Raw genomic sequence first — 24,363 nt, forward strand, 5'->3', positions numbered from 1 at the left:
CCCTGCTCAGTTGGTCAGGCCGATCTCGCGCATCTTGGCGTAGACCGCTTCGTCCGGCTCGCCTGTCTCCGGCAGGCCGAACAGCGCCTGGAACTCCTTGATCGCCGCCTTGGTGCGGGCGCCGACGACGCCATCAAGCTGCATATCGTCATTGCCGAAGGCCTTCAGGCCAGCCTGGATCTTGACGATGCGGGCATCGGGCGTCTGCGTTGCACCATTGGCCGGGGCGGAGACCGGAATTGCCATCGCCGCCGGTTTGGCGGCCTGCGCGGCTGCGCTGTCTGCCGGCCGCGGCGCCGGGTGCGGAATGGCCGCGGTCGTCTGCCTGGCGCCGAGCTGATCGAGCAGCGCGCCGTCGACCTCGCCGGAGGCCGGCAAGCCGACCTTTAGCTGGTAGGCCTGGATGGCTTTCCGCGTCGCAGGACCCGTGAGGCCGTCGACCGTGCCGTCATAGAAATTGAGATCCTTCAATATGCCCTGCACCTGCTGGACCACCGGGTCGGGCTTGGGAGCCGGCTGCGCCGGCGCCTGCCTCACGATGTTGATGGTGGTCTCCGGCTCGTCGGAGACGGCGTGCGGAAAATTCTCGATGCTCCTAGTGGCGAAGAAGGCGCCGGTATGCGGAAAAGGCTGATACCAGAGCGCGTTGGCCGAAACGTAGAAGAGCGTCACCAGGAAGGCGGTCGAGCCACCGACCAGAACCGGATTGCGCGAGATCATCTGGCCAACTGCCACAGCGCCCTCGGCAAGGGCGCCGCGCTCGGGTTCGACCACCTTAGGCCGTCTTGCGGAGCGAGCCATTGCTGTCCCCATTTGCATCCCCCTTCGGCTTTGCAACCGGCACCGGAAGCACGCCGACCGGTGCGCCCGAACGCCGCTTCGGTCCGTTCACCGGCAGGCTGATCGTCACCGTCGTACCCTCGCCCGGGGCGCTCTCGATCGACATCGTGCCATCGTGCAGCGCCACAAGGCCCTTGACCAGCGACAGGCCGAGCCCGGTTCCCTCGAAACGGCGCGTATAGTCGTTCTGGATCTGCATGAACGGCTTGCCGAGATTGGCCATATCCTCCTCGGCGATGCCGATGCCGGTATCGCTCACCCAGAAATGCAGCCGCGAGCCGACGCGCTTGGCGCCGATCACCACACTGCCGCCGTCGGGCGTGAACTTCACCGCGTTCGAAACGAGATTGATCAGGATCTGCTGCACGGCGCGGCGGTCGGCGTTGATCTCGCCGGCGTCCGGCGCGATCTGCGCGCCGAGCGCAATGCTCTTGGCTTCCGCCAACGGCCGCATCATCGAGCGGCACATGTCGACGGCCTCGACGAAGCGGAACGGCTCAAGCTCGGTGGCATAGGCGCCGGCCTCGATGCGCGAAACATCGAGGATCGAGGTGACGACGGACAGAAGATGCTGGCCGGACTCCCTGACTAGACCGACATACTCCTTCTGGCGCGGATCGCGGAAGGCGCCGAACATCTCGTGCAGCAGCATATCGGAGAAGCCGATGATGGCGTTGAGCGGTGTCCGCAACTCGTGGCTGACTACCGCCAGGAAACGGCCCTTGGCCACTTCGGCAGCGGCCGTGGCATCCCTCGCCGAGGCAAGCTCTTCGCGTAGCGCCGCGACGTCGTCGTTCTCACGAAGCACGAGGGTGAAGACGTCCTGCTCGAGCTCGCCGCGCATCAATTCCAGGCGGAACGGGCGGAAATTGTCGGCCGAGCCGCCGCCGTCGCGCGGCAGCCGGATGCGCAGGTCGAGCCGGCGCTTCGGGGCGCCCTCACGCATGTCCGCGAGTGCGGTGAGATAGGCGACGCGGTCGGAAAGATGGACGCGCTCGAACAGGCCCGTGCCGAGCAGGAGCTCCGGCGCCAGCTTCAGGATGGAACGCGCCTTGACCGAGGCGTCGAGCACTTCGCCCTGGCGGCCGACGCGCAGCACCACGGCGTCGATGATGTCCTCGAGACGGTCGGCCGCGGACTCTGCCTGGCGCGCGCTGACCGGGTTGGCCAAGACGGCCGCGCGCGGCAACAACGTCAGCGCCCAGGCAAGCGGCAGCAGCCAGTGCCAGGCGGCGATGCCGGTCGCGCCGAGGGGCAGGAACTGGCTCGCGAAAGGCTGCAGCAGAAGGGCGGCGAGTGCCGCCAGCGCGCCCGAAAGTGCTGCGCGGCGCGATCCTGTGATCCACCAGGCCTCGACCGGCAAAGCGACGGCAAGCAGCGCAACCGGCGAGGCCAGACCGCCCGCCGCGGCTATTGCGCCCGCGAGGGCGAGGCCGCCCGTCGCGATCGCCGCGCGGCCGGCGAGCGCCATGTGGCCGGTGGCGGCAACCAGAAGCGCTGCGAACCAGCACAGGCCGAAGGCGGCGAAGATCGCGGCCACGGTCACGGCCGCGCCGAGGCTGGAGGTGACCAGCGTCACCGCAGCGCCCGCGGCGAGGAAGGGAGCGGCGAGCATGACGCCGATGAAGCGGCGCTGACGCAGGCGCTCGGCCTCGCCCGTGACTGTCGGGTGAACCATGCGTTCGCAGCCGGCGGCAACCGCGCCCGGCAGATGAACGTATCTGGCCGTAATCGAACTCAACGCACTCGTACCCGGTCGTGAAACTGCCCTGCTTTGCAGGCGACTCTTAATTGGCTTGAAACTCGCACCCAGCGTTTAAGGAATGGATAAGGCAGACAAGGCGAGCGCCCCGCCCACGGCAAATATTGGGATGCCAGCACCGCAAAGCCCGTCGATCTGCCGCCATGGTAAATGGAGCGTTAGCCGCGACCAGCGCGCCACGACTGCCGAAAAGCTCGCGCCGGCGGCAGTCAAATCAAAAATTTTTCTTTGAAAACAGATATATAAATGGTTATCGCAAACTTAATGCAATCGATGAGATTTGAGTGAAACCAAACTCGAAAACCATTCCTTTCGAATTTATCTAAAATTTGAAGAAAATTCGCGGCTTCGGCGCAAGCCGCCTTTTGCGCGGCTGTGCCACTATCTCGCCCATAAAAGAGGTCATGCCGATGGATGCGTGATCCGGTCACGGACGAGAGGATTGAGATGGGCTTTCTGATCAGGATGGCTTTCTGGTTTTCGCTGGTGCTTCTGGCGCTGCCGCTCAGCGTCGGCCCCGACGCGGATGGCCGCGAGGCGGTCGGACCGATCCAGGCGCTGTTTGCGGCGCGCGAGGCGGTCGGCGACATTGCCGGCATCTGCGAGCGCAAGCCGGACGTCTGCGAGACCGGCAAATCGGCCATGCACACCATTACCGTCCGCGCCCAGGAAACCGCCAAGATCGCCGCGGCCATGCTTGACGACCAGCAGTCGGAAAAGGCGGCGGCGTCCGAGACGAAGGTGGCGCAAACGTCCTCCGAGATCACCGGCAGCGTCGCCGAGGGCATCGTGCTACCCGCCAAGGTCAACATCCCGGTGATGAAGAACTGAGATTCCCTTTCAGCCCTTCGCTCGGCTTCTTTAGTTTCGGCGCAATTCCGGACGGAAAACCGTTCACCCCTTTTCCTGGAATTGCTCTAACGCCGCGGGCCCCGTCCGACCTCTCGACGCCCGCGGCGTCTTTCTTTTTCCGTGACGTGGCGGCGCCGGGTCACTATATCCGGGTGATGACGACCTCGATCGAAACAATCCGCGACGACTTCTCCCTGCTCGACGAGTGGGAGGACCGCTACCGCTATGTAATCGAGCTCGGCGAGGGGCTGCCGCCGTTTCCCGAGGCCGAACGCACCGCGGCCAACAAGGTGCCGGGCTGCGTCAGCCAGGTTTGGCTGACGACCGAGCAGGGTCCGGGCATCGATCCGGTGATCAGCTTCCAAGGGGATTCGGACGCCCACATCGTGCGCGGCCTCGTCGCCATCATGCTGGCGCTGTTTTCGGGCCGGCCGGCCAGCGAAATCCAGAACACCGACGCGGAAGTGACGCTCAAGGAGCTCGGCCTCGACGAGCATCTGTCGCCGCAGCGCGCCAACGGCCTTCGTTCGATGGTCAAGCGTATCAAGCGCGACGCCGAAGCCGCCTTGAAGCAGATCGCCTGAGCACGGCTCCCCTGCCCTTCCACAAAAAACAAGACGGCGCCCCGAAGGACGCCGTCGAGCTGCCGAATAAGAGCTGCGCTAAAGCGCGTCGCGATCTTTCAGATTCGCTCGTGCGCTTTAGGTTTTTGATTTTTACGCATGTCTTTGTCCCGAAACCGGTTCCCACTTTCGGGAGACATGCTTTAGTCAGCGGCCCTTGCGCTTGCGGCCAAGGCCCATCTTCTTGGCGAGCTGCGAACGGGCAGCGGCGTAGTTGGGCGCGACCATCGGATAGTTGGCGTCCAGACCCCACTTCTCGCGGTATTCTTCCGGGGTGAGGTTGTAGTGGGTCATCAGGTGGCGCTTCAGCGACTTGAACTTCTTGCCGTCTTCGAGACAGACGATGTAGTCGTCATGCACGGAGCGCTTCGGGTTGACGGCCGGCTTCTGCTTCTCGGCCGACGGCTGCTCCGCCGTGCCACCGACGCGGCCGAGCGCGGCATGGACGTCGGCGATCAGGTTCGGCAGTTCGCCGACCGGCACCGGGTTGTTGCTGACATAGGCCGCGACGACATCGGCGGTCAGCTCGATTAGCGCGTCACTATTGCTTGAAGGTGTTTCGACGATATCCATTGTGCTCAGGCCCCAACGAGAGTTTGTTTCTAGACTGTGCCCTTTTTTGAGATCGGGCATCGCGCGAATTTCATGCAGGCAAGCCCCTGCGATTCGCGTCGCGTCATCTTAATGACGCTGTGCTGCAAGTAAGTCAATTCGCCTATTGAATTATATTGAGCGATATTCATCAAATATTGCCGATTCAGCTTCAAAAATTCGTGCGCGGTGTAACTTAGCGAGATTTTTCTGGCCGGACCAGCGCGACCTCACGTGGCGTTAGGCCTGCTTTTACACCTTAGGCGAGCCTATAAATGGTTCTTGATGCTTGACTAATGCTTGACCGCCTATGGCGGCCAGCACGAAGAATCCCGCGGATCGCAGGTCGCGGATATTCTTCGCGCGTGAAAGCAACCAGCTGGCCGCGACGAGCTCTCAATAGGGCGCGATGTACTTGCCATAGACCCAGCCGGTGACGAAATGACCGTTCTGCGCCGGGTCGTGCCAGACCTCGCACCAGCGATAGCGGATCGCCTGCCGCTGCTTCCATTGCGGCTGACCGGCAATGTCGAGCAAGTCTACCCCGCCCGTGCAGCGGCCGGTCATCTGCAAGACGGTGCCGTTCGGATAGGCCGCCTGCTTTTGCGACGTGTTTGACGGATATTTGCGCGCGTTGAGCGTGTCGCCGAACGGCACGCCCGCCACTTGCCAGGCGGCGAACACGGTTGCATGAGACTGGCCGGAAAAGGCCCAGACTGCCGACACGACAGCAAGGGCCGCCGCGGCGCGAACATAGGATTTCATCTTTTCCCCCTTCGACTTATCTTGTGCAGACCACCCTGAGCCCTGCCCCTTGAACCACTGCTGAGCGGCGTGTTCATTCGCCATTCAAGCAAATTGCGAGACGTGATGACCAGACCTTCCAGCTTCTTGGCCGCCTTCCCGACCGCCAACCCGCCGCAGCCCGAGAAACACCCTGTCTTCGATGTGCATCACGGCATCACCCGCACCGACGACTATGCCTGGATGCGGGCCGACAACTGGCAGGCGATGTTCAGGGACCCATCGCTCCTCGACGACGCGATCCGCTCCCATCTCGAGGCCGAGAATGCCTACCAGGCGACGCTGATGGCCGACACGGCCGAGCTGCGGAGCAAGCTGTTCGCCGAGATGAAGGGGCGCATCAAGGAAGACGATTCCACCGTGCCGATGAAGGACGGCCCCTATGCCTATGGCTCGTCCTTCCGGCTGGGTGGCGAGCAGCCGCGCTACTTCCGCACGCCGCGCGAAGGCGGCGCCGACGAGATCCTGCTCGACGGCGACGCGGAAGCCGAAGGCAAGCCCTATTTCCGTCTCGGCGGCGTCGACCATTCGGCCGACCATCGCAAGCTGCTCTGGGCCTTCGACGACAAGGGCTCGGAATTCTTCACGCTGCGCGTGCGCGACATCGCCAGCGGCAAGGAACTGGCCGACCATATCCCCGATACGGGTGGCGGCGGCGTGTGGAACGCCGGCGACGACGGCTTCTTCTACACGCGCCTCGACGACAACCACCGCCCGTCAAAAGTGTTCTTCCATGCACTTGGCGACAAGCCGGAAAACGACCGGCTGATCTACGAGGAAACCGATCCGGGCTTCTTCATGGATGTCAGCGGCACGCGTTCCAATGAATGGATCATGATCGGTATCAACGACCATGAGACTTCAGAATACCGGCTGCTCGGCGCCAGCGAGCCGTTCGCCGAGCCGACGCTGGTGGCGGCGCGCCAGACCGGACTGCAATATGATCTGGAGGAAGGCGGCGACGTCTTCTTCATCCTCACCAATGCGGACGGCGCCAAGGACTTCAAGATCATGACCGCGCCGGTGGAAAATCCGGTGCGTGCCAACTGGCAGGAGCTGGTGGCGCACGAGCCGGGCCGGCTGATCCTGTCGGTGCTCGGCTTCAAGCGCCACATGGTCAGGCTGGAGCGCAAGGACGGCCTGCCGCGCATCGTCGTGCGCGACCGGCTAAGCGGTGAGGAGCATTTCATTTCCTTCGACGAGGAGGCCTTCTCGCTCGGGCTCTCCGGCTCCTACGAATACGACACCGAGGTGATGCGCTTCACCTATTCGTCGATGACGACGCCGGCACAGGTGTTCGACTACAACATGCGCACCCGCGAGCGCGTGCTCTTGAAGACGCAGGAAGTGCCTTCAGGCCATGATCCGGAGCGCTATGTCACGCGCCGGCTGATGGCCCCCGCCGCCGACGGCGAATTGGTGCCGATCTCGCTCCTGCACCACCGCGACACGCCGCTCGACGGGTCGGCGCCCTGCCTGCTTTACGGCTACGGCTCCTACGGCATCACGGTGCCGGCGGCGTTCAACACCAACTGGTTCTCGCTCGTCGATCGTGGCTTCGTCTTCGCCATCGCGCATGTGCGCGGCGGCAAGGACAAGGGCTATGGCTGGTACGACGATGGCAAGCGCGCGCACAAGATGAACACGTTCACGGATTTCATCGCCTGCGCGCGCCATCTGGTGGCCGAACGCTACACAAGGCACGACCGTATCGTCGCCCAAGGCGGCTCAGCCGGCGGCATGCTGATGGGGGCGATCGCCAACATGGCGCCGGAAAGCTTTGGCGGCATCGTCGCCGAGGTGCCGTTCGTCGACGTGCTCACCACCATGCTCGACGCCAGCCTGCCGCTGACGCCGCCGGAATGGCCGGAATGGGGCAACCCGATCGCGTCGGCCGACGACTACCGCACGATCGCGGCCTATTCGCCCTACGACAATGTCGCGGCGCTCGACTATCCGCCCATCCTGGCGCTGGCGGGACTCACCGACCCGCGCGTCACCTATTGGGAGCCGGCCAAATGGGTGGCGCGGCTGCGCGAGCGCAAGGCGGGCGACAACCCCGTGCTGTTCAAGATCAACATGGAGTCCGGCCATGCCGGCGCCTCCGGCCGGTTCTCTCGGCTGGAGGAGATCGCGTATATCTACGCCTATGCCTTGAAAGTGACAGGCAGGGTCTGATTTTTGCTCGCAATTGCGACGGCCACGCGCTACGCAATTCGCCGTCCTTCAGGCGCGGCCTTCCGGGTCGCGGGGGTTGTCCATTCGCCAGGGTTCGCCATGCTGCTCGTCGACGTCTATCTCGACAAATCGCCTATCCAGGGCATCGGTGTCTTCGCCAAGCATCACATTCCGCGCGGCACGCTGATCTGGAAGCTCGATCCAAGGTTCGACCGATGTATTCCCGTCGACACCTATGAGAGCGAAAGCGGCCCGGTGAAGTCCTATCTCGACCGCTATTCCTATCCCGACCGGCGCGATCCCAACTACATCGTCTTCGAGGCGGACGACGCGCGCTACATGAACCACGCGGACGAGCCGAACTGCGACGTCTCCTCACCCGAGGAAACCTATGCGCTGCGCGACATCGCGGCCGGCGAGGAACTGACCTGCGACTACAACCACTTTTTCGAAAACGGTTTCGACTTCCTCGGCGACCGCCACGCGTAGTCCTCGCGCGAGTCCACTGTCAGGATTGACAAGCACGGCAGCTTCGGCGCAATTTTTGGGACGGTGGATACGACCTGCTGCTTGCGCCCCTTCCAGGGGTACGGTGAACGTATCGAGCCATTTCAGGCTCCCTTTGCCCGAACGAACGGGTCAGCAACGCAAGCTCCTGACACGCCTTCCGTTCGTTTATGCAAAGGACCATCTCATGCGCGATTTCCGCGATGCAAAAGCCATGGCGCAAACGCTAACCGCAGCGCTGGCCGCTAAATCCGTTTCCCTTTCTCACAGCGAAAGCCTGGAGTTGATCTCCAAAATCCTCGGCTTTCGCGACTGGAACGTGTTGGCCGCGCGGATCCAGGCCAGCCAGCGGACTGGCGCACCCGGCCTGTCGGATGGGGTCACCACGCCCCCCAGCTTCGCCCAGGCAGACATCCCCATCTTTCCGATGCGGGATCTCGTGCTGTTTCCGCAAACGATCACGCCGGTCTTTGTCGCGCGTGACAGAACCCGCCGCGCCGTGGAACGTGCCATGGCTGGTGACCGTCGCGTTCTCGTGGTCGCCCAGAGGCGCGGCGCCGACAACGATCCCAGCACGCTCGAATCCCTCTATTCGGCGGGCGTCACGGCAAACGTGATAAACAGCCAGACGCAGGTGGATGGTGTTCTCAAGGTCTCCGTCTCTGCCCTGCAGCGCGCTGCCATCACCCGCCTGATCGTCGGCGAATTCCTGGCGGCGGAGGTAGAGCCGATCGAAGAGCAGCGCGGCCTCTCGGAAGAGGCCGCCGCGCTTTCACGTGCTGTTCTCGATGCGTATCGGATCTACGCCAACGTCGACCTTTCCTCTCTTCCGCTGCAGCAGAGGGTACGCTTCGGCCTTCCTTCCGCGGAAAATCCCGGCCTATTGGCCGACACGGTCGCGCAGTCGCTGTCCATCGGCATCGAACAGAAGCAGCAACTCCTGGAAACCGGCGACGTCGTCGTCCGGCTCGCAAAGATCCTCGACCTGATGAGCGCCGGCCGGCCTGAGAAATAGACCAGCGCCGCCGGCATCGCCGAGCCCGTTCTCAATTCGCCGGCTTGCGTGCCGGATAGCCGTTGGGGTGCGGCGGGATCGCTTTCAAGTAGGCGGCGATCGCGGCGCGGTCGTCGGCCGTCAGCTGCGCCATGTTCCTTTGCACCTCGACCATGGCGCCGCCGACGGAATCGAAATCTGGCGTGAAGCCGGTTTCGAGATAGTTGGCGATGTCGGCCTCCGACCAGTCCTTGGTGCCGCCCTGCGGGGTGATGTTGGGCACGACGCCCGAGCCCTCGGCGGCCACGGCACCCGCCAGCCACTCGGCCTTCTTCACGCCGCCTGCGAAGTCGCGCGGGGTGTGGCATTCGCCGCAATGGCCCGGCCCCTCGACCAGATAACGGCCTGCCAGCACCTTGTTCGGCGCGCCGTCGGGCAAGGCGATCACCGGTTCGGGGCTGAGATAGAGCCGCTTCCAGAGACCGATGCCGCGACGGATATTGAAGGGGAAAGCAAGCTTATGGCCAGGCGCCTTGCCGGCGACTGCCGGCAGCGTCTTCATGAAGGCATAGAGGTCGGCGATGTCGGCGGCCTTCATGCGCGCGTAGGAGGCATAGGGAAAGGCCGGATAGAAGTTTTCGCCGGAGGGCGAAACGCCCTTCAGCATGGCGTTGGCGAAATCCTCCTCGCTCCAGGCGCCGATGCCGTCCCTGGCATCCTGCGAGATGTTGGGCGGCACGAAGGTGCCGAACGGCGTCTTCAGTTCCAGCCCACCGGCAAGCTCCAGGCGGGCATCGCCCTTGGACCCCGGTTTGGCATGGCAGGAGGTGCAGCTGCCGGCATAGAAGATGCGCTTGCCCCTGGCGGCGTCGCCGGGACTGAGCTGCGCAAGGGTCCCGGCATCAAGCCTGACGGGTGCCGACAGCGCCCAGCCGGCGACCGCGCCGGCGCCGCCCAGCACGATGACGGCGCCGACGAGCTTCTTCAGCCAGGCCATATCAGGCGATCAGCCCTTCTTGATCCTGTAGGTCTGATGGCAGGTGCCACAGTCGCCGCCGATCGTGTTGAGCTGCGTCTTCAAGGCATCGACATCGGCCGGCGGCGAGGCGACCGCGGCCTTGACGTTGGTCAGCAACTTGTCCTCGGCCGCATTGAAGCCGGCCTTGTCTTCCCAGATCTTCGGCGCAGCCGTGGTATCGCCCTTGTCGCTGCCGGCGGGGAAGAGCTTCTCGGCATCGAACTTCTCGGCATTGGCCTGCAGCGCCTTCAGCGTCGTCAGCACGGCGGCCGCGTCGAAATCCTCCTCGCCCTTGACCACCTTCACCAACTGGCCGGCGAGCTTGCCGCGCTCCTTCATCAGGGCCTGACGATCCTTGATCGGATCGGCAAAGGCGGCCGAACCGGCAAAGGCAAGCATGGAGATGGCGAGGACAAGCTTTCTCATTCAATTGGCTCCGTGGTGAAGAACATTCGCGACCAAGGCATTTCACCGTGAACGGTGAAATGCTCTATTTCCTTGTTGGCGCAATTCCGGACGGAAAACCGGTCCACACTTTTCCTGGAATTGCTCTGCACGTTAACGGCGCTCGCGGCGGGAATATTCCCCCGCACCGTCACGATTTTCCCGATCGTGATCAATCTCCTGTGTTGGCAGATAAAGAAAAGCCCCGGCATGCCGGGGCTTTTCGTCAGATAATCAGGCTTTCGCCTTTTCGTAGAGCTCCAGGACGTAGTCCCAGTTGATCAAGCTATCGACGAAGGCTTCGAGATATTTCGGCCGCGCGTTGCGGTAGTCGATGTAATAGGAGTGCTCCCACACGTCGACGCCGAGGATCGGCGAAGCGCCATGGACCAGAGGGTTCTCGCCGTTCGGCGTCTTCGAGATTGCGAGCTTGCCATCCTTGACCGAGAGCCAGGCCCAGCCGGAGCCGAACTGGGTGGTGCCGGCGGCAATGAAATCCGCCTTGAACTTGTCGTAGCCACCGAGATCGCTTTCGACGGCCTTCTGCAATGCGCCCGGCAGCTTGTTGCCGCCGCCGCCCTTCTTCATCCATTTCCAGAAGTGGATGTGGTTGTAGTGCTGGGCGGCATTGTTGAACAGCCCGGCATTCTTGCCGAACGACTGCTTCACGACCTCTTCGACCGACAGGTCGCCCATTCCAGCCTCGGCGGCCAGCTTGTTGCCGTTGTCGACATAGGCCTTGTGGTGCTTGTCGTGGTGATACTCCAGCGTCTCCTTCGACATGTAAGGCTGCAGGGCCTCATAGTCGTAGGGCAAAGCGGGCAACTCAAAAGCCATGGATGGTACTCCCTCAGGAAAAAGTCCGGTGCAACTACCGGACTAAGATAGGTCTGGAATGGATTGGGGCAACTCCGGAACGAAGCGCCGGCCGCCTTTTTATCCGCTCAGGCAGCGGAAGTCGAATGCGCCCAATCCCAATAGAGCTCGCGCGCCTTCTTGGCCACCGGCCCGGGTTGAAGATCGCGGTCCTCGATGCGGGTGATCGGCACCACTTTCGAGTGGTTGCCGGTCGAGAAGATCTCGTCCGCTTCGAGGAAATCGCGGATCGAGAGCGCCTTTTCGGTGGTCCTGAAGCCGTAGTCGCCGAGCAGGTTGATGGTGCGCGAGCGGGTGATGCCGGAGAGGAACGTACCGTTCGCCGCCGGCGTCATCACATGGCCGTCCTTGACCAGGAAAATATTGGAAGTGCCGGTCTCGGCGACATTGCCCAGCATGTCCAGCACCAGGGCGTTGTCGAAGCCGCGCATCTTGGCTTCGAGGATGGCACGGCCGTTGTTGGGGTAGAGGCAACCGGCCTTGGCATTGGTCGGCATCGTTTCGATGGTCGGCCGCCGGAACGGCGAGACGCCGATCGAGAAGCCGGAAGGCGGAATCATCGGCGATTCATAGAGGCAGAGGCAGAAACGGGTCGAAGATGGATCGGCCGGCACGCCCATGTAGCCGCCATGCTCGGCCCAGTACATCGGCCTGATGTAGACGGCGGTCTTGCCGTCGAACTTCTTCAGGCCGTCCCAGGTCAGCGCGACGATCTCGTCGGCGGTCACGGAGGGCTTCAGACCGAGCGCGATCGCCGAGGCGTTGACGCGCGCGGCGTGGCGATCGAGATCGGGCGCCACGCCCTCGAACCAGCGGGCTCCGTCGAAGACGCTGGTGCCCAGCCACATGGCATGACTGCGCGGTCCGAGAATGGCGACGTTGCCCTCATACCAGTCGCCGTCCACATAGGTCCATGTCGCGGACTGCGCCGCCGCCGCCAGTGTCATCGTTTGCCGTCCATATGGATGAAATCAGACCGCCATAGGACGATGCTTCGACGGCCTGCGTCAACCGACATCGGGAAAAATCGTTGAGGCCAGAGGCACTTGACCGCAATCAGTGCTTGCACGGCAGGCTCGCGCGCCGCAAAACTTCTCCCCATGCACCATGCGGCCTATGTCTTCGACGCCTATGGCACGTTGTTCGACGTGCACGCGGCCGTGCGCCGCCATGCCGGCGAGATCGGACCGGACGGCCAGTTGCTCTCCGAGATCTGGCGCGCCAAGCAGCTCGAATATTCCTGGGTCAGGACGCTGATGGGCGCCTATGCCGACTTCTGGCAGCTCACCGAGCAGGCGCTGGACTTCGCGCTGCGCAAGGTGCCCTCGGTCGATCCGGCGCTGAGGGCCAGGCTGCTGGAAGCCTATTGGCGGCTCGACTGCTATCCGGAAGTGCCGGCGGTGCTGAAAGCGTTGAAGGCATCGGGAGCAAAGCTGGCGATCCTTTCCAACGGCTCGCCGGAAATGCTGCAGGCGGCGGCGAAATCCGCGGCACTCGACCAGATCCTCGACGACGTCTTCTCGGTCGACGAGATCAAGCGCTTCAAGACCGACCCCTCGGTCTACGATATGGTGGTCACCGGCTGGCGGCTCTACCCGGGCGCGGTGTCGTTCCAGTCTTCCAACCGCTGGGACGTCGCGGGCGCCGCCAAGTTCGGCTTCCGAACCGTCTGGATCAATCGCACCAACCAGCCGGACGAATACCAGGACTTTCCGCCGGGGCTTATCCTGCCCTCGCTCGAAGGCCTTTTGGCAGGCGCTTGACCTTGCTGTTGCTGCAGCGCAACAGATGTGTCGCGGTCACAGCTTCGCCTTCGTTTGTCCACCCTGAGGCCAGAATTGGAACCGCCTATCACCGCCGACTGTTATTGGAGCTGCCGGCGGCAAGCCTGCGGGTTCATGCTTTCTTGCAAGTCAGGTCCTAGAAAAGGCAACCATGTCAGACGATTCTTTCCGCATCAGTCGCCGCGGCTTTCTCAATCTCACAGCCCTCGGCGCCGCTTCGGCCGCGGTCTCTGCCTGCACCACCACCGGTCCAGGCCCCGAACCTGTCCAGCCGCCACCGCCGGCCTATGTCGAGCCGCCGCTCGGCGACTACGAGACGATGTATGGGCCGATGTCCGACAACGGCTTCGACCTGCCGGCCATCCCGGTGAACAAGATCGATCACAGATTCCTGCGCCAGATCGTCCCCGATCCGACCGGACAGCGGCCAGGCACGATCGTCGTCGATACCACCAACCACTTCCTGTACCTGGTGCGCGAGGGCGGCCAGGCGATCCGCTACGGCGTCGGTCTCGGCCGCGCCGGCTTCGAGTGGTCGGGCGATGCCGTGGTGCAGTGGAAGCAGAAGTGGCCGAAATGGACGCCGCCGGACGAGATGGTCGCCCGTCAGCCGGAGCTGACGCAATTCAGCGCCAAGAACGGCGGCATGCCTGGGGGCTTGAAGAACCCGCTCGGGGCGCGTGCGCTCTACCTCTTCCAGGGCAATCAGGACACGCTCTATCGCCTGCACGGCTCGCCCGAATGGTGGTCGATCGGCAAGTCGGTCTCGTCGGGCTGCGTGCGCCTGATCAACCAGGACATCATCGACCTTTACGACCGCGTGCCGACCAAGACCCCGGTCGTCGTGACGGCCGATATCGGCGAGCCGATGGCCGACATGCCCGAGCGCCGGGCCATCCCGATCGACAACGGCGTGCCGACCGGCTCTATCCTGCTCGGTCCGGTCAGGCAGATCACGAACGAGATCTTCTAGGGGCGAGATCTTCTAGAGGCGAGATCTTCCAGATCTTGAATTCTTCAGCGGTGCTTGGCCAAGACAGTCGCCAGCACCGCAACGCCGCGCCGCAGCGCCTCCGCGTCGAGCCCGGCGTAACCCAGGATGAAGCCCGCGGTTGCGGGCAGAGGCTCGCTCGGGTCATAGAGCGGCGACACCGGATAGAGGCCGATCCCGGCGGCGCGCGCCGCCGCGATGATCTCCGGCTCGCGCTCGGCGGCGATGCCGTTCATCCAGGCAACGACATGCAGTCCGGTTTCTGCCCCTGCGATAGAAATCCTTGACCCCAGAAGATCTGCCAGCGCCTGCAGCAGGACCTCCCTGCGCTCGGCGTTCCTTCTGCGGATGCTGCGAACGTGACGCTCGTAGACGCCGCTCGCCAAAAGGTCGGCCAACGCGTCCTGCTCCAGCATCGGCGCGTGCCGGTCGGTAAGGCGCTTTGCTTCGCTGAACGCCCTGCACAGGCCTGCGGGTACGACGAGGTAGCCGAGCCGCAAGGTGGGCGAGAGGGTCTTGGACAGCGTGCCGACATAGATGACCAAGTCTGGGTCGAGCGTCTGCAGAGGCGGGATGGGAGCGATGTCGTGGCGGTATTCGCCATCATAGTCGTCTTCGACGATATAGGCGCCTGATGCCGCAGCCCAGCCCAGGAGCGCGCGCCGCCGCGTCGCCGAAAGCACGCCGCCGAGCGGAAACTGGTGCGACGGCGTCACGTAGGCCAGACGGGCCGGCGGCAGCGCATCCGTCCTCAGGCCGTCCGCGTCGACGGCAACGGGCACTGCGATGCCGCCCGCCGCCACGAAGGCGTGGCGCGCCAGCAGATAGCCCGGATTCTCGATCACGAACGGATCGCCGGGGTCGAGCAGAAGCCGCGCGCAGAGGTCGAGCCCTTGCTGCGAGCCGTTGACGATGACGATCTGGTCGGGGGTGCAACCGATGCCGCGGGCGCGCCACAGATAGGCCTGAAGCGCGCTGCGCAGGACGGCAGATCCCTGGGGGTCGCCATAGCGCAGCCGCTCGGCGCGCCGCAGAATCGCTTTGTTCGACGCCCGCCGCCAGGCCAGCACCGGGAAGTCCGCGCCGGACAGGTCGCCATAGCGGAAATCCGCGACCTTGGCCGGCTGCTGTTGCGCCGGCGGAGGCATAGCCAGCAGGCGTTGCGCAAATGCCGAGAGGCTGCGCGGCGAAGCAGCCGCGACGGGGGCCTCGCCCGACGCTTTCTCCAGTCCTGGGGCAACGATGGCACGCGCGCCCTGCCGGATGATCAGGTAGCCTTCCGCGTCGAGCTGGTTGTAGGCCGCCGTCACCGTGGTTCGCGACGCGCCCCATTCGGCTGCGAAGGCCCGCGTCGACGGCAGGCGGTCGCCGGGCCGGTAGGCGCCACTGTGGATCTGCGCCTTGATCGCCGCGATGATCCGGCGCGCGATACCATCCTGTTCGAACTGGACCACCAAAAACCTTCAAAACTGGATATTCAAAGCAAGCCAGATTTCCGGCATCTTGCCATGCAAAGCAAGGAGTTTTCGCCATGTACATACCGCCCGCCTTCCGCGAGGACGACAGGGAGAGCCTCATGGCCACGATCCGCGCGGCGCGGCTGGCGACGCTGGTCACCGCCACGGCGGAAGGGCCGCTGGCGACGCCATTGCCGCTTCTCCTCGACGAGCGCGAGGGCGAGCATGGCGTGATCTATGGCCATGTCGCGAGAGCAAACCCGCACTGGCGTGTTCCGCCGCTGGGCAATGGCCTGGCGATCTTCATGGGACCGGACGCCTATGTGACGCCAGCCTGGTACCAGACCAAGCAGGAAACCGGAAAGGTGGTGCCGACCTGGAACTACATCGCCGTCCATGCCCATGGGCCGGTCGAATTCTTCGAGGATGCCGACATGCTGTTAGAGGTGGTCACGCGCCTGACCAATCTCCACGAAAGCGGGCGCGCCTCGCCCTGGGCCGTATCGGACGCGCCGCCGGATTTCATCCAGGCACAACTCAAAGGCATTGTCGGCCTGCGCATGCCGATCGCGAAGCTCGACGGTAAGCGCAAGATGAGCCAGAACCGCAACGCGGCCGATCGCGCCGGTGTCATGTCCGGTCTCGCGGCGAGCGACCGGCCTTCCGACCGCGAGGTCGCCCCTCTCATTCCATCATGACGCCCGCCCGCTCCGCTCCGTAGCCCCGAGTCCATCATGCCGGATCTGACCCAGTTTGCCTTCTACTTCGCCGCGGCCTTCCTGCTCGCCATCACGCCGGGACCAGGCATCTTCTACGTCGCCGCGCGCACGCTCGCGGGAGGACGCGCGGAAGGCATCGCCTCCAGTTTCGGGACGGGCCTAGGCGGAATGGTCCATGTGCTTGCCGGCAGCCTGGGCGTTTCGGCCATCGTGCTTGCGAGCGCGGAGCTGTTCACCGCGCTGAAGCTGATCGGCGCCGTCTACCTCGTCTGGCTCGGCTTCCGCACCTTCCAGTCCGCCCGCCGCGAGACAAAGACGATGCCGGAAGGCGACGCGGCGGCGCCCGCGGTCGGCGCGGGCCGAGCCTTTCGCGAAGGGGTGCTGGTCGAGGCATTGAACCCGAAGACGGCCGCCTTCTTCCTGGCCTTCATTCCGCAGTTCGTGAACCTCGGCGCCGGCCATGTCGCCCTGCAGTTCATGGTTCTCGGCTTCATATCGGTGACGCTCAACACCCTTGCCGATGTCGTGGTCGCATCTGCGGCCAGCCGCATCAGGGAAGGCGCGGCCGGGCGTTCGGGCGTGATACGCCGCCTGCGAGAGGCGTCCGGCGGCGCGATGATCGCGCTCGGCATCGGCCTTGCCATAGCCAAGCGCCCTGCCCCTTGATTGCCCGGCCGAGACAAGGGCCGCAAGCCGGTCTGGAACTTTGCAGAATCTGCAGCGTTCTCACCCAAGTCTGAGTCCAAGCACAGGCCGTAGCAGACCGCGCAGATCAAAAAGACGGTCTTCGCCCCTGGCCCGGAGAGAACCTCCGACCAAACACCGGGTGCAAAGTCCGGCCGGTTTCCGGAAGCTCGCTTCACGGCCCAGCCATAAAGATCCGCACACGAAACCGCCGAGTTCCGGAGCGCGTGCATATGCTGAGTAGCGAACAGGGCAAAAACATACTTCGCGCGAGAAGTCTTTTTGTCCCAACGATCATGATTTTTCTCGCCGCGTATCTGATGCTTTCTTCAAGCGTCGGCTTCGGCGAGGTCATGGCCAGCATGGCCGCGATCGACTCGCGCGTGCTGGCCGTCGTCCTCGCATTGTCGCTGGTGAACTATGCGCTCAGGTTCTGGCGCTGGTCGCTGATGCTTTCCCCGTCTTCGAACGCGCTGCCGCAATCGCGGCATTTCCTGATCTATCTGTCGGGATTTGCGTTGACGACGACGCCGGGGAAAGTCGGCGAGGCCCTGCGCATCTTCTATCTCAGGCCGTTCGGCGTCAGCGCCAGACGTTGCCTGGCTGCCCTCTACAATGAGCGTCTGCTCGACCTTGTCGCGATCGGCATCCTCGCCATGTTCATAGTTGCCTCTTCCGGTGCCGTCACCCGCTCGTTCGGCCTTCTCGGCGCGGCGCTGGTGGCAGCGCTGATCATCGCCCAGCATCCCGCCACGATCGCGCGCCTCGAACGGCTTTCCGCATTCTTGCCCGGACGGCTCATCCCGTCCCTGACCAATGCCGCGACGACATTCCTTCGCGACGTCCGATCCATGATGACGGTTCGGCTGGCCATCGTCGGAACGCTTCTGGGCCTCCTGGCCTGGGGCGCCGAAGGCTTCGGCACATACATCGTGGCCAGAGAACTCGGCCTCAACATCGGGCCGCTGGCCGCAGTCGGCATCTATGCGGTCGCCATGCTTGCCGGTGCGTTGTCCTTCCTGCCCGGCGGGCTGGGCAGCACCGAAATCGTCATGATTTCTTTTCTTGCTTACACCGGAGCAACGGCCCCCGAGGCCGTTGCAACGACCACCATCGTTCGACTCGCCACGCTCTGGTTCGCAGTGGCGCTCGGATTGGGCGCCTGGTCAGCTATCGAAGCCTTTCCGGGGCCGATAGCGGCAGGTTCGGGGCACACGTCAGAGAGAAAGAGCCCTCATGCAGCGTCTCCAAGCGGTCCCGAAGACCGATGAACCACAGCGCGTCACAAAATCGTCGATTCCCCTCGTCGTCGACCTCGACGGAACACTGATCCACAGCAACCTGCTGGTGGAGTCCGTCATCGCGCTGGTCAAGCGGTCGTTCCTGTCGATCCTGCTTTTGCCCCTGTGGCTCATGAGCGGCAAGGCAGCCTTCAAGGCGCAAGTCACAAAAAGGGTGGCGCTTGACCTTTCCGCCCTGCCTTTCAACCGGCCGCTCATCGATCACCTGAGACAAGAGAAGGCGCGCGGCCGCAGGCTGGTTCTCGCCACCGGCGCTCATGAATCCCTTGCTCGTGAGATCGCGCATCAGCTTGGCCTGTTCGAGGAGGTCTTTGCCAGCGACGGAAAACGCAACCTGACGAGCCATGACAAGCTCGCCGCCCTGCGCGACCGCTTTGGCGCCGATGGGTTCGACTATGCCGGAAACGCGGCGGCGGACTTTCCGATCTGGCGCGCCGCGCGATTTGCAACGGTGGTCAACGCGTCGCCGCGCACGGTCAACTGGGCGTTTGCCCACGCGCATGTGGACGAGGTGTTCCCGCGCAGGAAGCCGACGCTTGCCATCTATGTCCAAGCGCTGCGCCTGCATCAGTGGCTGAAGAACCTGCTTCTCTTCACGCCGTTGATCGCCGCCTTGAGATTCACCGACACCGAGGCGCTCGTGGCGCTTCTGACCGGATTTCTCGCTTTCAGCCTTTGCGCCTCGAGCGTCTATCTGCTCAACGACATCGTCGACATCGAGGACGACCGCCGCCATCCCGAGAAGCGCGCCAGGCCCTTTGCCTCCGGCCGCCTTCCGATCGCGCATGGGTTCGTGCTTATCCCGGCATTGCTGGCGGGATCCGCGGTGCTGAGCTCATTCCTGCCCTGGAAGTTCGGTGCCGTGCTGGCGGTCTACTACGTGGTCACGCTCGCCTATACTTTTTTCCTGAAGCGCCTGGAGGCGGTCGACGTCGTTACGCTCGCCCTGCTCTACACGACGCGGATTTTCGCCGGCGGCGCGGCGGCGAGCATTCCGCTTTCCCAGTGGCTGCTCACCTTCTCCATCTTCATTTTCCTCAGCCTGGCATTCGCCAAACGCTGCGCGGAACTGATGCTGATGCAGGAGCACGGCAAAAAGGCGAGCCTGGGCCGGGGCTACCTGCTTGCCGACCTGCAGATGCTCAACAGCATGGGGGTGGGCGCGGGTTATGTCGCGGCTCTCGTGCTTGCCCTCTATCTCAGCACGCCGCAGGTCCTCATCGCCTATGCGCGCCCCGGCCTTCTTTGGGTTTTCGTGCCACTTCTGATTTTTTGGGTGACGCGGATCTGGCTCAAGACCTGCCGCGGCGAGATGCGCAGCGACCCGCTGGTCTTCGCCGCGCGCGACCGTGTCAGCCTGGCGTTCGCCGTCCTGGGCGGCGGCGTCATCTGGCTGGCCATGTGATGGGACGGAACAGTCGATATCGGTCGTGGGCGCGGCCGCCGGCGCCGGGCCCGCAAGGCGCGGTCCGGCTGCATTGGCGGGACGAGCAACTGCCGGAAGGCGGCGGTCCGTTCCTGGCCTACGGCAACGGGCGCAGCTACGGCGACAGCTGCCTGAACAGCGGCGGCACGCTCGTCGATCTTCGCGGCCTCGACCGCTTCATCTCCTTCGACGCCGAGACCGGTGTCCTTCGCTGCGAGGCCGGCGTTCTCCTGTCCGACATACTTGGCCGTTTCGTCCCAGAAGGCTGGTTTCTTCCGGTGACGCCGGGCACCCAGCAGGTGACGGTCGGCGGAGCCATCGCCAACGACGTTCACGGCAAGAACCATCACTGGGCCGGAAGCTTCGGCCATCATGTGCGGCGCTTCGAGCTCCTGCGCTCCGACGGCAGCCGGCTCCTGTGCTCGCCGCGCGAGAATGCCGACTGGTTCGGAGCGACCATCGGCGGGCTCGGGCTCACCGGCGTCATCCTTTGGGCTGAGATTGCGTTAAAGCGGATCGAGGGGCCGGCGATGGAGGTGGAGAGCCTGCGCTTCTCGCGCGTCGAGGAGTTCCTGGAGCTCAGCCGCGCCTCGCACAACGCCTATGAATACACGGTCGCCTGGATCGACTCCCTCACACCAGGGCCGGGCGGGGCGCGGGGCCTGTTCTTCCGCGGCAACCACGCAGCCGGGCATCATGCCGCCGCGCCTTCCCGCCGCAAGCCGGGATTGCCGGTCACGCCCCCGGTCTCGCTGCTGCCGAGGGCCGCGGTCGGCCTGTTCAACACGGCCGTCTACCGGTGGCCGCGTCGCCGGCACGCCGTCGCCCATTACGAGCCGTTCTTCTACCCGCTCGATGCCGTGCCGAACTGGAACCGGCTGTTCGGCCGCAAGGGTTTCTACCAGTATCAGTGCGTCATCCCGCAAGACCAGGCCGGGGCCGCGATCGGCGAGATCATCGCCAGGGTGGCGCGGGCTCAGGAAGGATCGTTCCTTTCCGTGCTGAAGGTGTTCGGCAACCGCAAGCCGCCGGGCTGGCTGTCCTTTTCGAGACCGGGAACGACACTTGCCTTCGATTTTCCGGACCGCGGCCGCTCGACGCTTGCCCTGCTCGATACGCTGGACGAGATCACCGACGAGGCGGGCGGCGCCGTCTACCCGGCCAAGGATGCCCGCATGAAGGCAAGGATCTTCGAGCGCGGTTATCCGGCGCTGCATCGTTTCGAGCGCTATCGCGATCCCGCTTTCATGTCCGACTTCTGGCGACGCGTGACTTCCGGCGACACGCAACAGGGGGCAGCCAATGCGTAGGGTTCTGATCATCGGAGCGACCTCGGCAATCGCCGAAGCGACCGCCCGCCTCTTCGCGGATGATGGCGACAGGCTGTTCCTCGTCGCAAGGCGCAAGGCCAGGCTGCAGGCGGCGGCCGACGACCTGGCCGTGCGCGGCGCCGAGATCGCGGGATGCGAGGTTCTGGACGTCAACGAGTTGGACCGGCACCGCGCCGTGCTGGAGCAGGCGGAGCACGCTCTCGGCGGCATCGACGTGGCGCTGGTGGCCCACGGTACCCTGCCCGACCAGCAGCTTTGCCAGGCGTCGGCCAGGCTGACGGTGCAGGAGATCCAGACCAACGCCGTCAGCACCGTGGCACTGCTCACCCGCCTGTCGGAGCTGATGGAGCGCAAGGGAGCCGGCCGGATCGCCGTCGTCACCTCGGTGGCCGCCGACCGCGGGCGGCAGAGCAATTACGTTTACGGGGCGGCCAAGGCGGCGGTCGATACGTTCCTGGAAGGTCTGCGGCAGCGGCTCTACAAGGCGGGTGTCGGCGTGACCACGATCAGGCCCGGCTTTGTCGACACCCCGATGACGGCGGGGTTCGAGAAAGGCCTGCTCTGGTCACAGCCTGAAACCGTCGCCAAGCGCATCCATCACTCCATCCTCAATGGCAAGGACGTCGTCTATGTGCCGTCATTCTGGCGCTGGATCATGCTGGCGATCCGTCTGATGCCTCGCCGGGTTTTCAAAGCGATGAAGCTGTGACGGCGTAAGGCATGTTGGATTTACCTTGATGCCTGGCGCGGTTCTCCCTCGAGCGTTTTCCGAAACGCGGGATCGAACATCGCGGGATCGATCCGCTCGCCGCCGTTGACGATCGGAATGAGCTCGTCCTGAGGGCCGCGACGGAGCGGATTGACGAACTCCCAGACGATATCTCCTGCAGGCGTCACTTCGAAGATGCGCCCGCCGTCGGACTCGGTGATCAGCGTATTGCCGTTGCCGAGACGCTGGGCATCGGAGCGCAGCGCGCTGGAGAACGGATGCTGGGCGCTGCCGGCATAGCTCCATTTTACGCTCGATGAGCGCGGGTCGTACTCGATCACCCTGGAGTTGTTGCCGTGTCTGATGCCGCCGAGATTGTCGAAAAGCAGGATGTCGCCGTTCGGCAGAACTCTGGGGTCGTGCTGTCCTAGCCACGGGCCGCGCGTCGCCCATGTGATCTCGCCTGTCTTCATGGAAAGGACCGCGATGAGCGACATGTCACGGAAGGAAACCAGCACGTCGCCCTCCTCGGCGAAGGGAAAGGCCTTCGCCTTGTCGGCGTCGATATATTCGACCGTGTTGGGATGGAGCGGGTCGGCAAGCGAGAAATAGGGCAGGACCGCCAGAAGCGAGAAATAGGGCGAGCGCAGGAAGGCGTCCGTCAGCGACACTTTCCTGATCTCCTTTCCGTTCGGCGAGAGCACCACCACGAAATCCCTGAGGTGGGGGCGGTCGAGCTGCGGGGCGGCGTCGACCGGGTTGAAGTCGAACTCGTTGGTGAGCGTGTAGATGCGATTGTCCGGCGCGATCGCGAGGTCGTGATGGGCGGGGGCAAGATAGCTCCAGATCACATTGGAGTCCTTGTCGAGCTTGACCATGCCATAGCCCCACGGGGTGTCGGCGGACGAAATGTAGATGACCAGAAGATCGCCGTTCGGAAAGACGACCGCCCTGTCCATGTAGACGAGCGAGTCGGGCTGCGGCTTCCTGTTGAACGCGCCGTTCTTGGCGACATCGCTGAACGGGCGGCGCCATTCATGCACCACGTGTCCGTCCATCGCTATGAGACGCGCCACATTGTCGTCTCCCGAGGTGTAGAGCGTATACCCCGGCTCGGCACGCTTCGGGTCATAGATGGTGACGCCGCGGGCGGGCGTTCGGGCCGGCTGGTAGAGATTGGCCAGGACTGGATTTTCGATGATCTGCCGCTGCAGGACCAGGGCTTCTCCGGCCCGATAGGCGTCGCGAAGAAATTCCGACGGAAATACCCGGCCGAAAACCGCCATTGCCCCCGCGACGAAGGCGAGGAAGGCGATCATAAAGACGAAGAGCGCAGATCCGATTTTCTCCATCAGCTTGCCTTTGGTTCACCCATATCCGAACCGGCCGGCCACCGCCGCCGTGCGGCTGCGGATGTCGCTGCGCTCGGCTTGCGTGAACGATGGCTCGTAATAGGCCGGGAAGCTGATGGTAGCTTGCGCCGCCTGCCTGAGCCCGCGGTCGTCAAGCTCGCAGTGGTCGAGCATTGTCGAGACTGCTCCGCCGGGATCGCTGCAAAGATCCTCGTAGCGGACGACGAGCATGCTACCGGCGATCGCCGGATCATCCAGCATCGCCGCCACATATCCGTAGACCGAGGCCCAATAGGTCGCCCATCCGGCAACGTCCTCGCCGCTTTTCCAGAGCCTGACGATCTCGCCGGCGATCGTGCCATCGACATTGATCGGCACGCGGTTCAAGCCGAACTCGAAATGTCCGCTGCGCCGCATGTGGCTGAGGACACGGCCGTCCCTGCTCTCCGCCTCGGAAAAGAGCCTGTGCTGCTTCATCAGCGATGCGATGTGCCATGTCGGATCGCGGACGGGTACGATGAAGCGCGCGTCTGGAAACAGTTTCCTCAGATAGCGCAAGCGCGTGACATTGTAGTTGCCCTTGGCGAGATAACGACTGGCATTGCGCAGCAGGAGCAGCTTGCGGATATGATCCCGGTAGAAGGCTTCGAAGCAGGGATGGCGCGCGGCTTCGTCCAGGACCGCATTCGTCGACGGATCGTGCAGGTCCGGGAAGAATGCCATCCAGACGATCTCCTCGAAGGCCTCCGGGCTCTCCGGCGTCACCTTGATGCGGTCGCGATGCGCACGCTCGGCCGCAACCTGCTCGGTGCGCCCGGCGCGGTCGACGAACCAGTTCCATGCCATGGGGGCAGGCACCAGGGGAAAGTCGCGATAGCGATGACTGGCCGTGTCGGGATGGCTTGCAAGCAATTCTAGCAGGATGGTGCTGCCCGAGCGGGCAAGGCCGGCAATGTAGATGGGCCGGCTCACGCTGGTATGATCGAGCTGCTCGGCAAGCAGCCGCGTTTCCCAGTTTCCCACCCTGATCCAAAAACGCGGAAAGCGTTCCAGCAGCCGCCCGATCGCGTCCGTCCACGTATCGACCTCCAGGCCAGCCACCCCGCCACGACTTTTCGTT

Annotated in this window: 25 protein-coding genes; 13 read left to right on the top strand and 12 right to left on the bottom strand. The window is 64.1% G+C overall.

Annotated elements, in window-relative coordinates:
• Positions 1 to 6: 6 nt before the first annotated feature.
• Positions 7 to 801 carry a peptidoglycan-binding protein gene (locus QAZ47_RS27090; RefSeq protein ID WP_278231399.1) on the bottom strand — a complete coding sequence of 265 codons (795 nt, stop codon included), beginning with the start codon at positions 799 to 801 and terminating at the stop codon, positions 7 to 9.
• A complete protein-coding gene (locus tag QAZ47_RS27095) occupies positions 776 to 2,518 on the bottom strand; it encodes a PAS domain-containing sensor histidine kinase (protein WP_278233885.1) in 1,743 nt (580 codons plus the stop codon). The genes QAZ47_RS27090 and QAZ47_RS27095 overlap by 26 nt, the downstream gene beginning before the upstream one ends.
• A 531-nt stretch (positions 2,519 to 3,049) precedes the next feature.
• Here QAZ47_RS27095 and QAZ47_RS27100 point away from each other — a divergent pair.
• Both QAZ47_RS27100 and QAZ47_RS27105 read left to right on the top strand, forming a co-directional pair.
• The gene (locus tag QAZ47_RS27100; protein WP_278203866.1) at positions 3,050 to 3,433 is read left to right on the top strand and encodes a DUF5330 domain-containing protein; all 384 of its coding nucleotides are present in this window, start codon (positions 3,050 to 3,052) and stop codon (positions 3,431 to 3,433) included.
• 176 nt (positions 3,434 to 3,609) lie between these two features.
• Positions 3,610 to 4,038 (top strand): SufE family protein, encoded by a 429-nt coding sequence (locus QAZ47_RS27105; RefSeq protein WP_278231400.1) that lies wholly within the window; start codon positions 3,610 to 3,612, stop codon positions 4,036 to 4,038.
• 186 nt (positions 4,039 to 4,224) lie between these two features.
• Here QAZ47_RS27105 and QAZ47_RS27110 read toward each other — a convergent pair whose 3' ends face one another.
• Entirely contained in the window at positions 4,225 to 4,650 is a 426-nt protein-coding gene (locus tag QAZ47_RS27110; RefSeq protein ID WP_278073102.1) for a MucR family transcriptional regulator, read from the bottom strand.
• A 414-nt stretch (positions 4,651 to 5,064) separates the two neighbouring features.
• Positions 5,065 to 5,433 carry an SH3 domain-containing protein gene (locus tag QAZ47_RS27115; RefSeq protein ID WP_278203870.1) on the bottom strand — a complete coding sequence of 123 codons (369 nt, stop codon included), beginning with the start codon at positions 5,431 to 5,433 and terminating at the stop codon, positions 5,065 to 5,067.
• Between the two features lie 105 nt (positions 5,434 to 5,538).
• Here QAZ47_RS27115 and QAZ47_RS27120 point away from each other — a divergent pair, with 105 nt between their 5' ends.
• The 3 genes from QAZ47_RS27120 (at position 5,539) to QAZ47_RS27130 (ending at position 9,172) form a co-directional block, all read left to right on the top strand.
• Entirely contained in the window at positions 5,539 to 7,650 is a 2,112-nt protein-coding gene (locus QAZ47_RS27120; protein ID WP_278231401.1) for a S9 family peptidase, read from the top strand.
• A 99-nt stretch (positions 7,651 to 7,749) separates the two neighbouring features.
• Entirely contained in the window at positions 7,750 to 8,139 is a 390-nt protein-coding gene (locus QAZ47_RS27125) for an SET domain-containing protein-lysine N-methyltransferase (protein WP_278203872.1), read from the top strand.
• A 205-nt stretch (positions 8,140 to 8,344) separates the two neighbouring features.
• Positions 8,345 to 9,172 (top strand): LON peptidase substrate-binding domain-containing protein, encoded by an 828-nt coding sequence (locus QAZ47_RS27130; protein ID WP_278203873.1) that lies wholly within the window; start codon positions 8,345 to 8,347, stop codon positions 9,170 to 9,172.
• Between the two features lie 31 nt (positions 9,173 to 9,203).
• Here the strand turns inward: QAZ47_RS27130 and QAZ47_RS27135 are convergent, their stop codons facing one another.
• From QAZ47_RS27135 to QAZ47_RS27155, 5 genes are all read right to left on the bottom strand, one after another.
• Entirely contained in the window at positions 9,204 to 10,148 is a 945-nt protein-coding gene (locus tag QAZ47_RS27135) for a cytochrome c (RefSeq protein ID WP_278231403.1), read from the bottom strand.
• A 9-nt stretch (positions 10,149 to 10,157) separates the two neighbouring features.
• Positions 10,158 to 10,595 carry a cytochrome c gene (locus tag QAZ47_RS27140; protein ID WP_278203875.1) on the bottom strand — a complete coding sequence of 146 codons (438 nt, stop codon included), beginning with the start codon at positions 10,593 to 10,595 and terminating at the stop codon, positions 10,158 to 10,160.
• Complete coding sequence (locus tag QAZ47_RS27145) at positions 10,592 to 10,825, bottom strand: hypothetical protein (RefSeq protein WP_278203876.1); 234 nt, start codon at positions 10,823 to 10,825, stop codon at positions 10,592 to 10,594. The genes QAZ47_RS27140 and QAZ47_RS27145 overlap by 4 nt, the downstream gene beginning before the upstream one ends.
• A gap of 22 nt (positions 10,826 to 10,847) precedes the next feature.
• Positions 10,848 to 11,450: a superoxide dismutase gene (locus QAZ47_RS27150; RefSeq protein ID WP_278073107.1), complete on the bottom strand. Its 603-nt coding sequence runs from the start codon at positions 11,448 to 11,450 to the stop codon at positions 10,848 to 10,850.
• Positions 11,451 to 11,557: 107 nt separating this feature from the next.
• Positions 11,558 to 12,436: a branched-chain amino acid aminotransferase gene (locus tag QAZ47_RS27155; RefSeq protein ID WP_278203877.1), complete on the bottom strand. Its 879-nt coding sequence runs from the start codon at positions 12,434 to 12,436 to the stop codon at positions 11,558 to 11,560.
• A gap of 153 nt (positions 12,437 to 12,589) precedes the next feature.
• Between QAZ47_RS27155 and QAZ47_RS27160 the strand changes: the two genes are divergently transcribed.
• A complete protein-coding gene (locus tag QAZ47_RS27160) occupies positions 12,590 to 13,252 on the top strand; it encodes a haloacid dehalogenase type II (RefSeq protein ID WP_278207956.1) in 663 nt (220 codons plus the stop codon).
• Positions 13,253 to 13,424: 172 nt separating this feature from the next.
• Positions 13,425 to 14,246 (top strand): L,D-transpeptidase, encoded by an 822-nt coding sequence (locus QAZ47_RS27165; RefSeq protein ID WP_278203878.1) that lies wholly within the window; start codon positions 13,425 to 13,427, stop codon positions 14,244 to 14,246.
• 44 nt (positions 14,247 to 14,290) lie between these two features.
• On the opposite strand, the gene QAZ47_RS27170 is transcribed toward QAZ47_RS27165, so the two are convergent.
• Positions 14,291 to 15,718, bottom strand: coding sequence for a PLP-dependent aminotransferase family protein (locus QAZ47_RS27170; protein ID WP_347567209.1), 1,428 nt, complete (start codon positions 15,716 to 15,718; stop codon positions 14,291 to 14,293).
• Positions 15,719 to 15,795: 77 nt separating this feature from the next.
• Here QAZ47_RS27170 and QAZ47_RS27175 point away from each other — a divergent pair, with 77 nt between their 5' ends.
• The 6 genes from QAZ47_RS27175 (at position 15,796) to QAZ47_RS27200 (ending at position 21,891) form a co-directional block, all read left to right on the top strand.
• The gene (locus QAZ47_RS27175) at positions 15,796 to 16,419 is read left to right on the top strand and encodes an FMN-binding negative transcriptional regulator (protein ID WP_278231405.1); all 624 of its coding nucleotides are present in this window, start codon (positions 15,796 to 15,798) and stop codon (positions 16,417 to 16,419) included.
• Positions 16,420 to 16,455: 36 nt separating this feature from the next.
• Positions 16,456 to 17,106, top strand: a complete 651-nt coding sequence (locus QAZ47_RS27180) for a LysE family translocator (protein WP_278231406.1) — start codon at positions 16,456 to 16,458, stop codon at positions 17,104 to 17,106.
• Positions 17,107 to 17,420: 314 nt separating this feature from the next.
• Entirely contained in the window at positions 17,421 to 18,395 is a 975-nt protein-coding gene (locus QAZ47_RS27185; RefSeq protein WP_278231408.1) for a lysylphosphatidylglycerol synthase transmembrane domain-containing protein, read from the top strand.
• Complete coding sequence (locus QAZ47_RS27190; protein WP_278231409.1) at positions 18,361 to 19,830, top strand: UbiA family prenyltransferase; 1,470 nt, start codon at positions 18,361 to 18,363, stop codon at positions 19,828 to 19,830. The genes QAZ47_RS27185 and QAZ47_RS27190 overlap by 35 nt, the downstream gene beginning before the upstream one ends.
• Positions 19,830 to 21,161 carry an FAD-binding oxidoreductase gene (locus tag QAZ47_RS27195; RefSeq protein ID WP_278231410.1) on the top strand — a complete coding sequence of 444 codons (1,332 nt, stop codon included), beginning with the start codon at positions 19,830 to 19,832 and terminating at the stop codon, positions 21,159 to 21,161. Before QAZ47_RS27190 ends, QAZ47_RS27195 begins: the two co-directional genes overlap by 1 nt.
• On the top strand, positions 21,154 to 21,891 hold the full coding sequence (locus QAZ47_RS27200) for an SDR family oxidoreductase (protein WP_278231411.1): 738 nt from the start codon (positions 21,154 to 21,156) through the stop codon (positions 21,889 to 21,891). The genes QAZ47_RS27195 and QAZ47_RS27200 overlap by 8 nt, the downstream gene beginning before the upstream one ends.
• A 20-nt stretch (positions 21,892 to 21,911) precedes the next feature.
• Here QAZ47_RS27200 and QAZ47_RS27205 read toward each other — a convergent pair whose 3' ends face one another.
• Positions 21,912 to 23,243: an arylsulfotransferase family protein gene (locus QAZ47_RS27205; RefSeq protein WP_278231412.1), complete on the bottom strand. Its 1,332-nt coding sequence runs from the start codon at positions 23,241 to 23,243 to the stop codon at positions 21,912 to 21,914.
• A gap of 15 nt (positions 23,244 to 23,258) precedes the next feature.
• On the bottom strand, positions 23,259 to 24,344 hold the full coding sequence (locus QAZ47_RS27210; RefSeq protein WP_278231413.1) for a sulfotransferase: 1,086 nt from the start codon (positions 24,342 to 24,344) through the stop codon (positions 23,259 to 23,261).
• Between the last annotated feature and the right edge of the window lie 19 nt (positions 24,345 to 24,363).

Source organism: Mesorhizobium sp. WSM4904, assembly GCF_029674545.1.
Classification (GTDB): domain Bacteria; phylum Pseudomonadota; class Alphaproteobacteria; order Rhizobiales; family Rhizobiaceae; genus Mesorhizobium.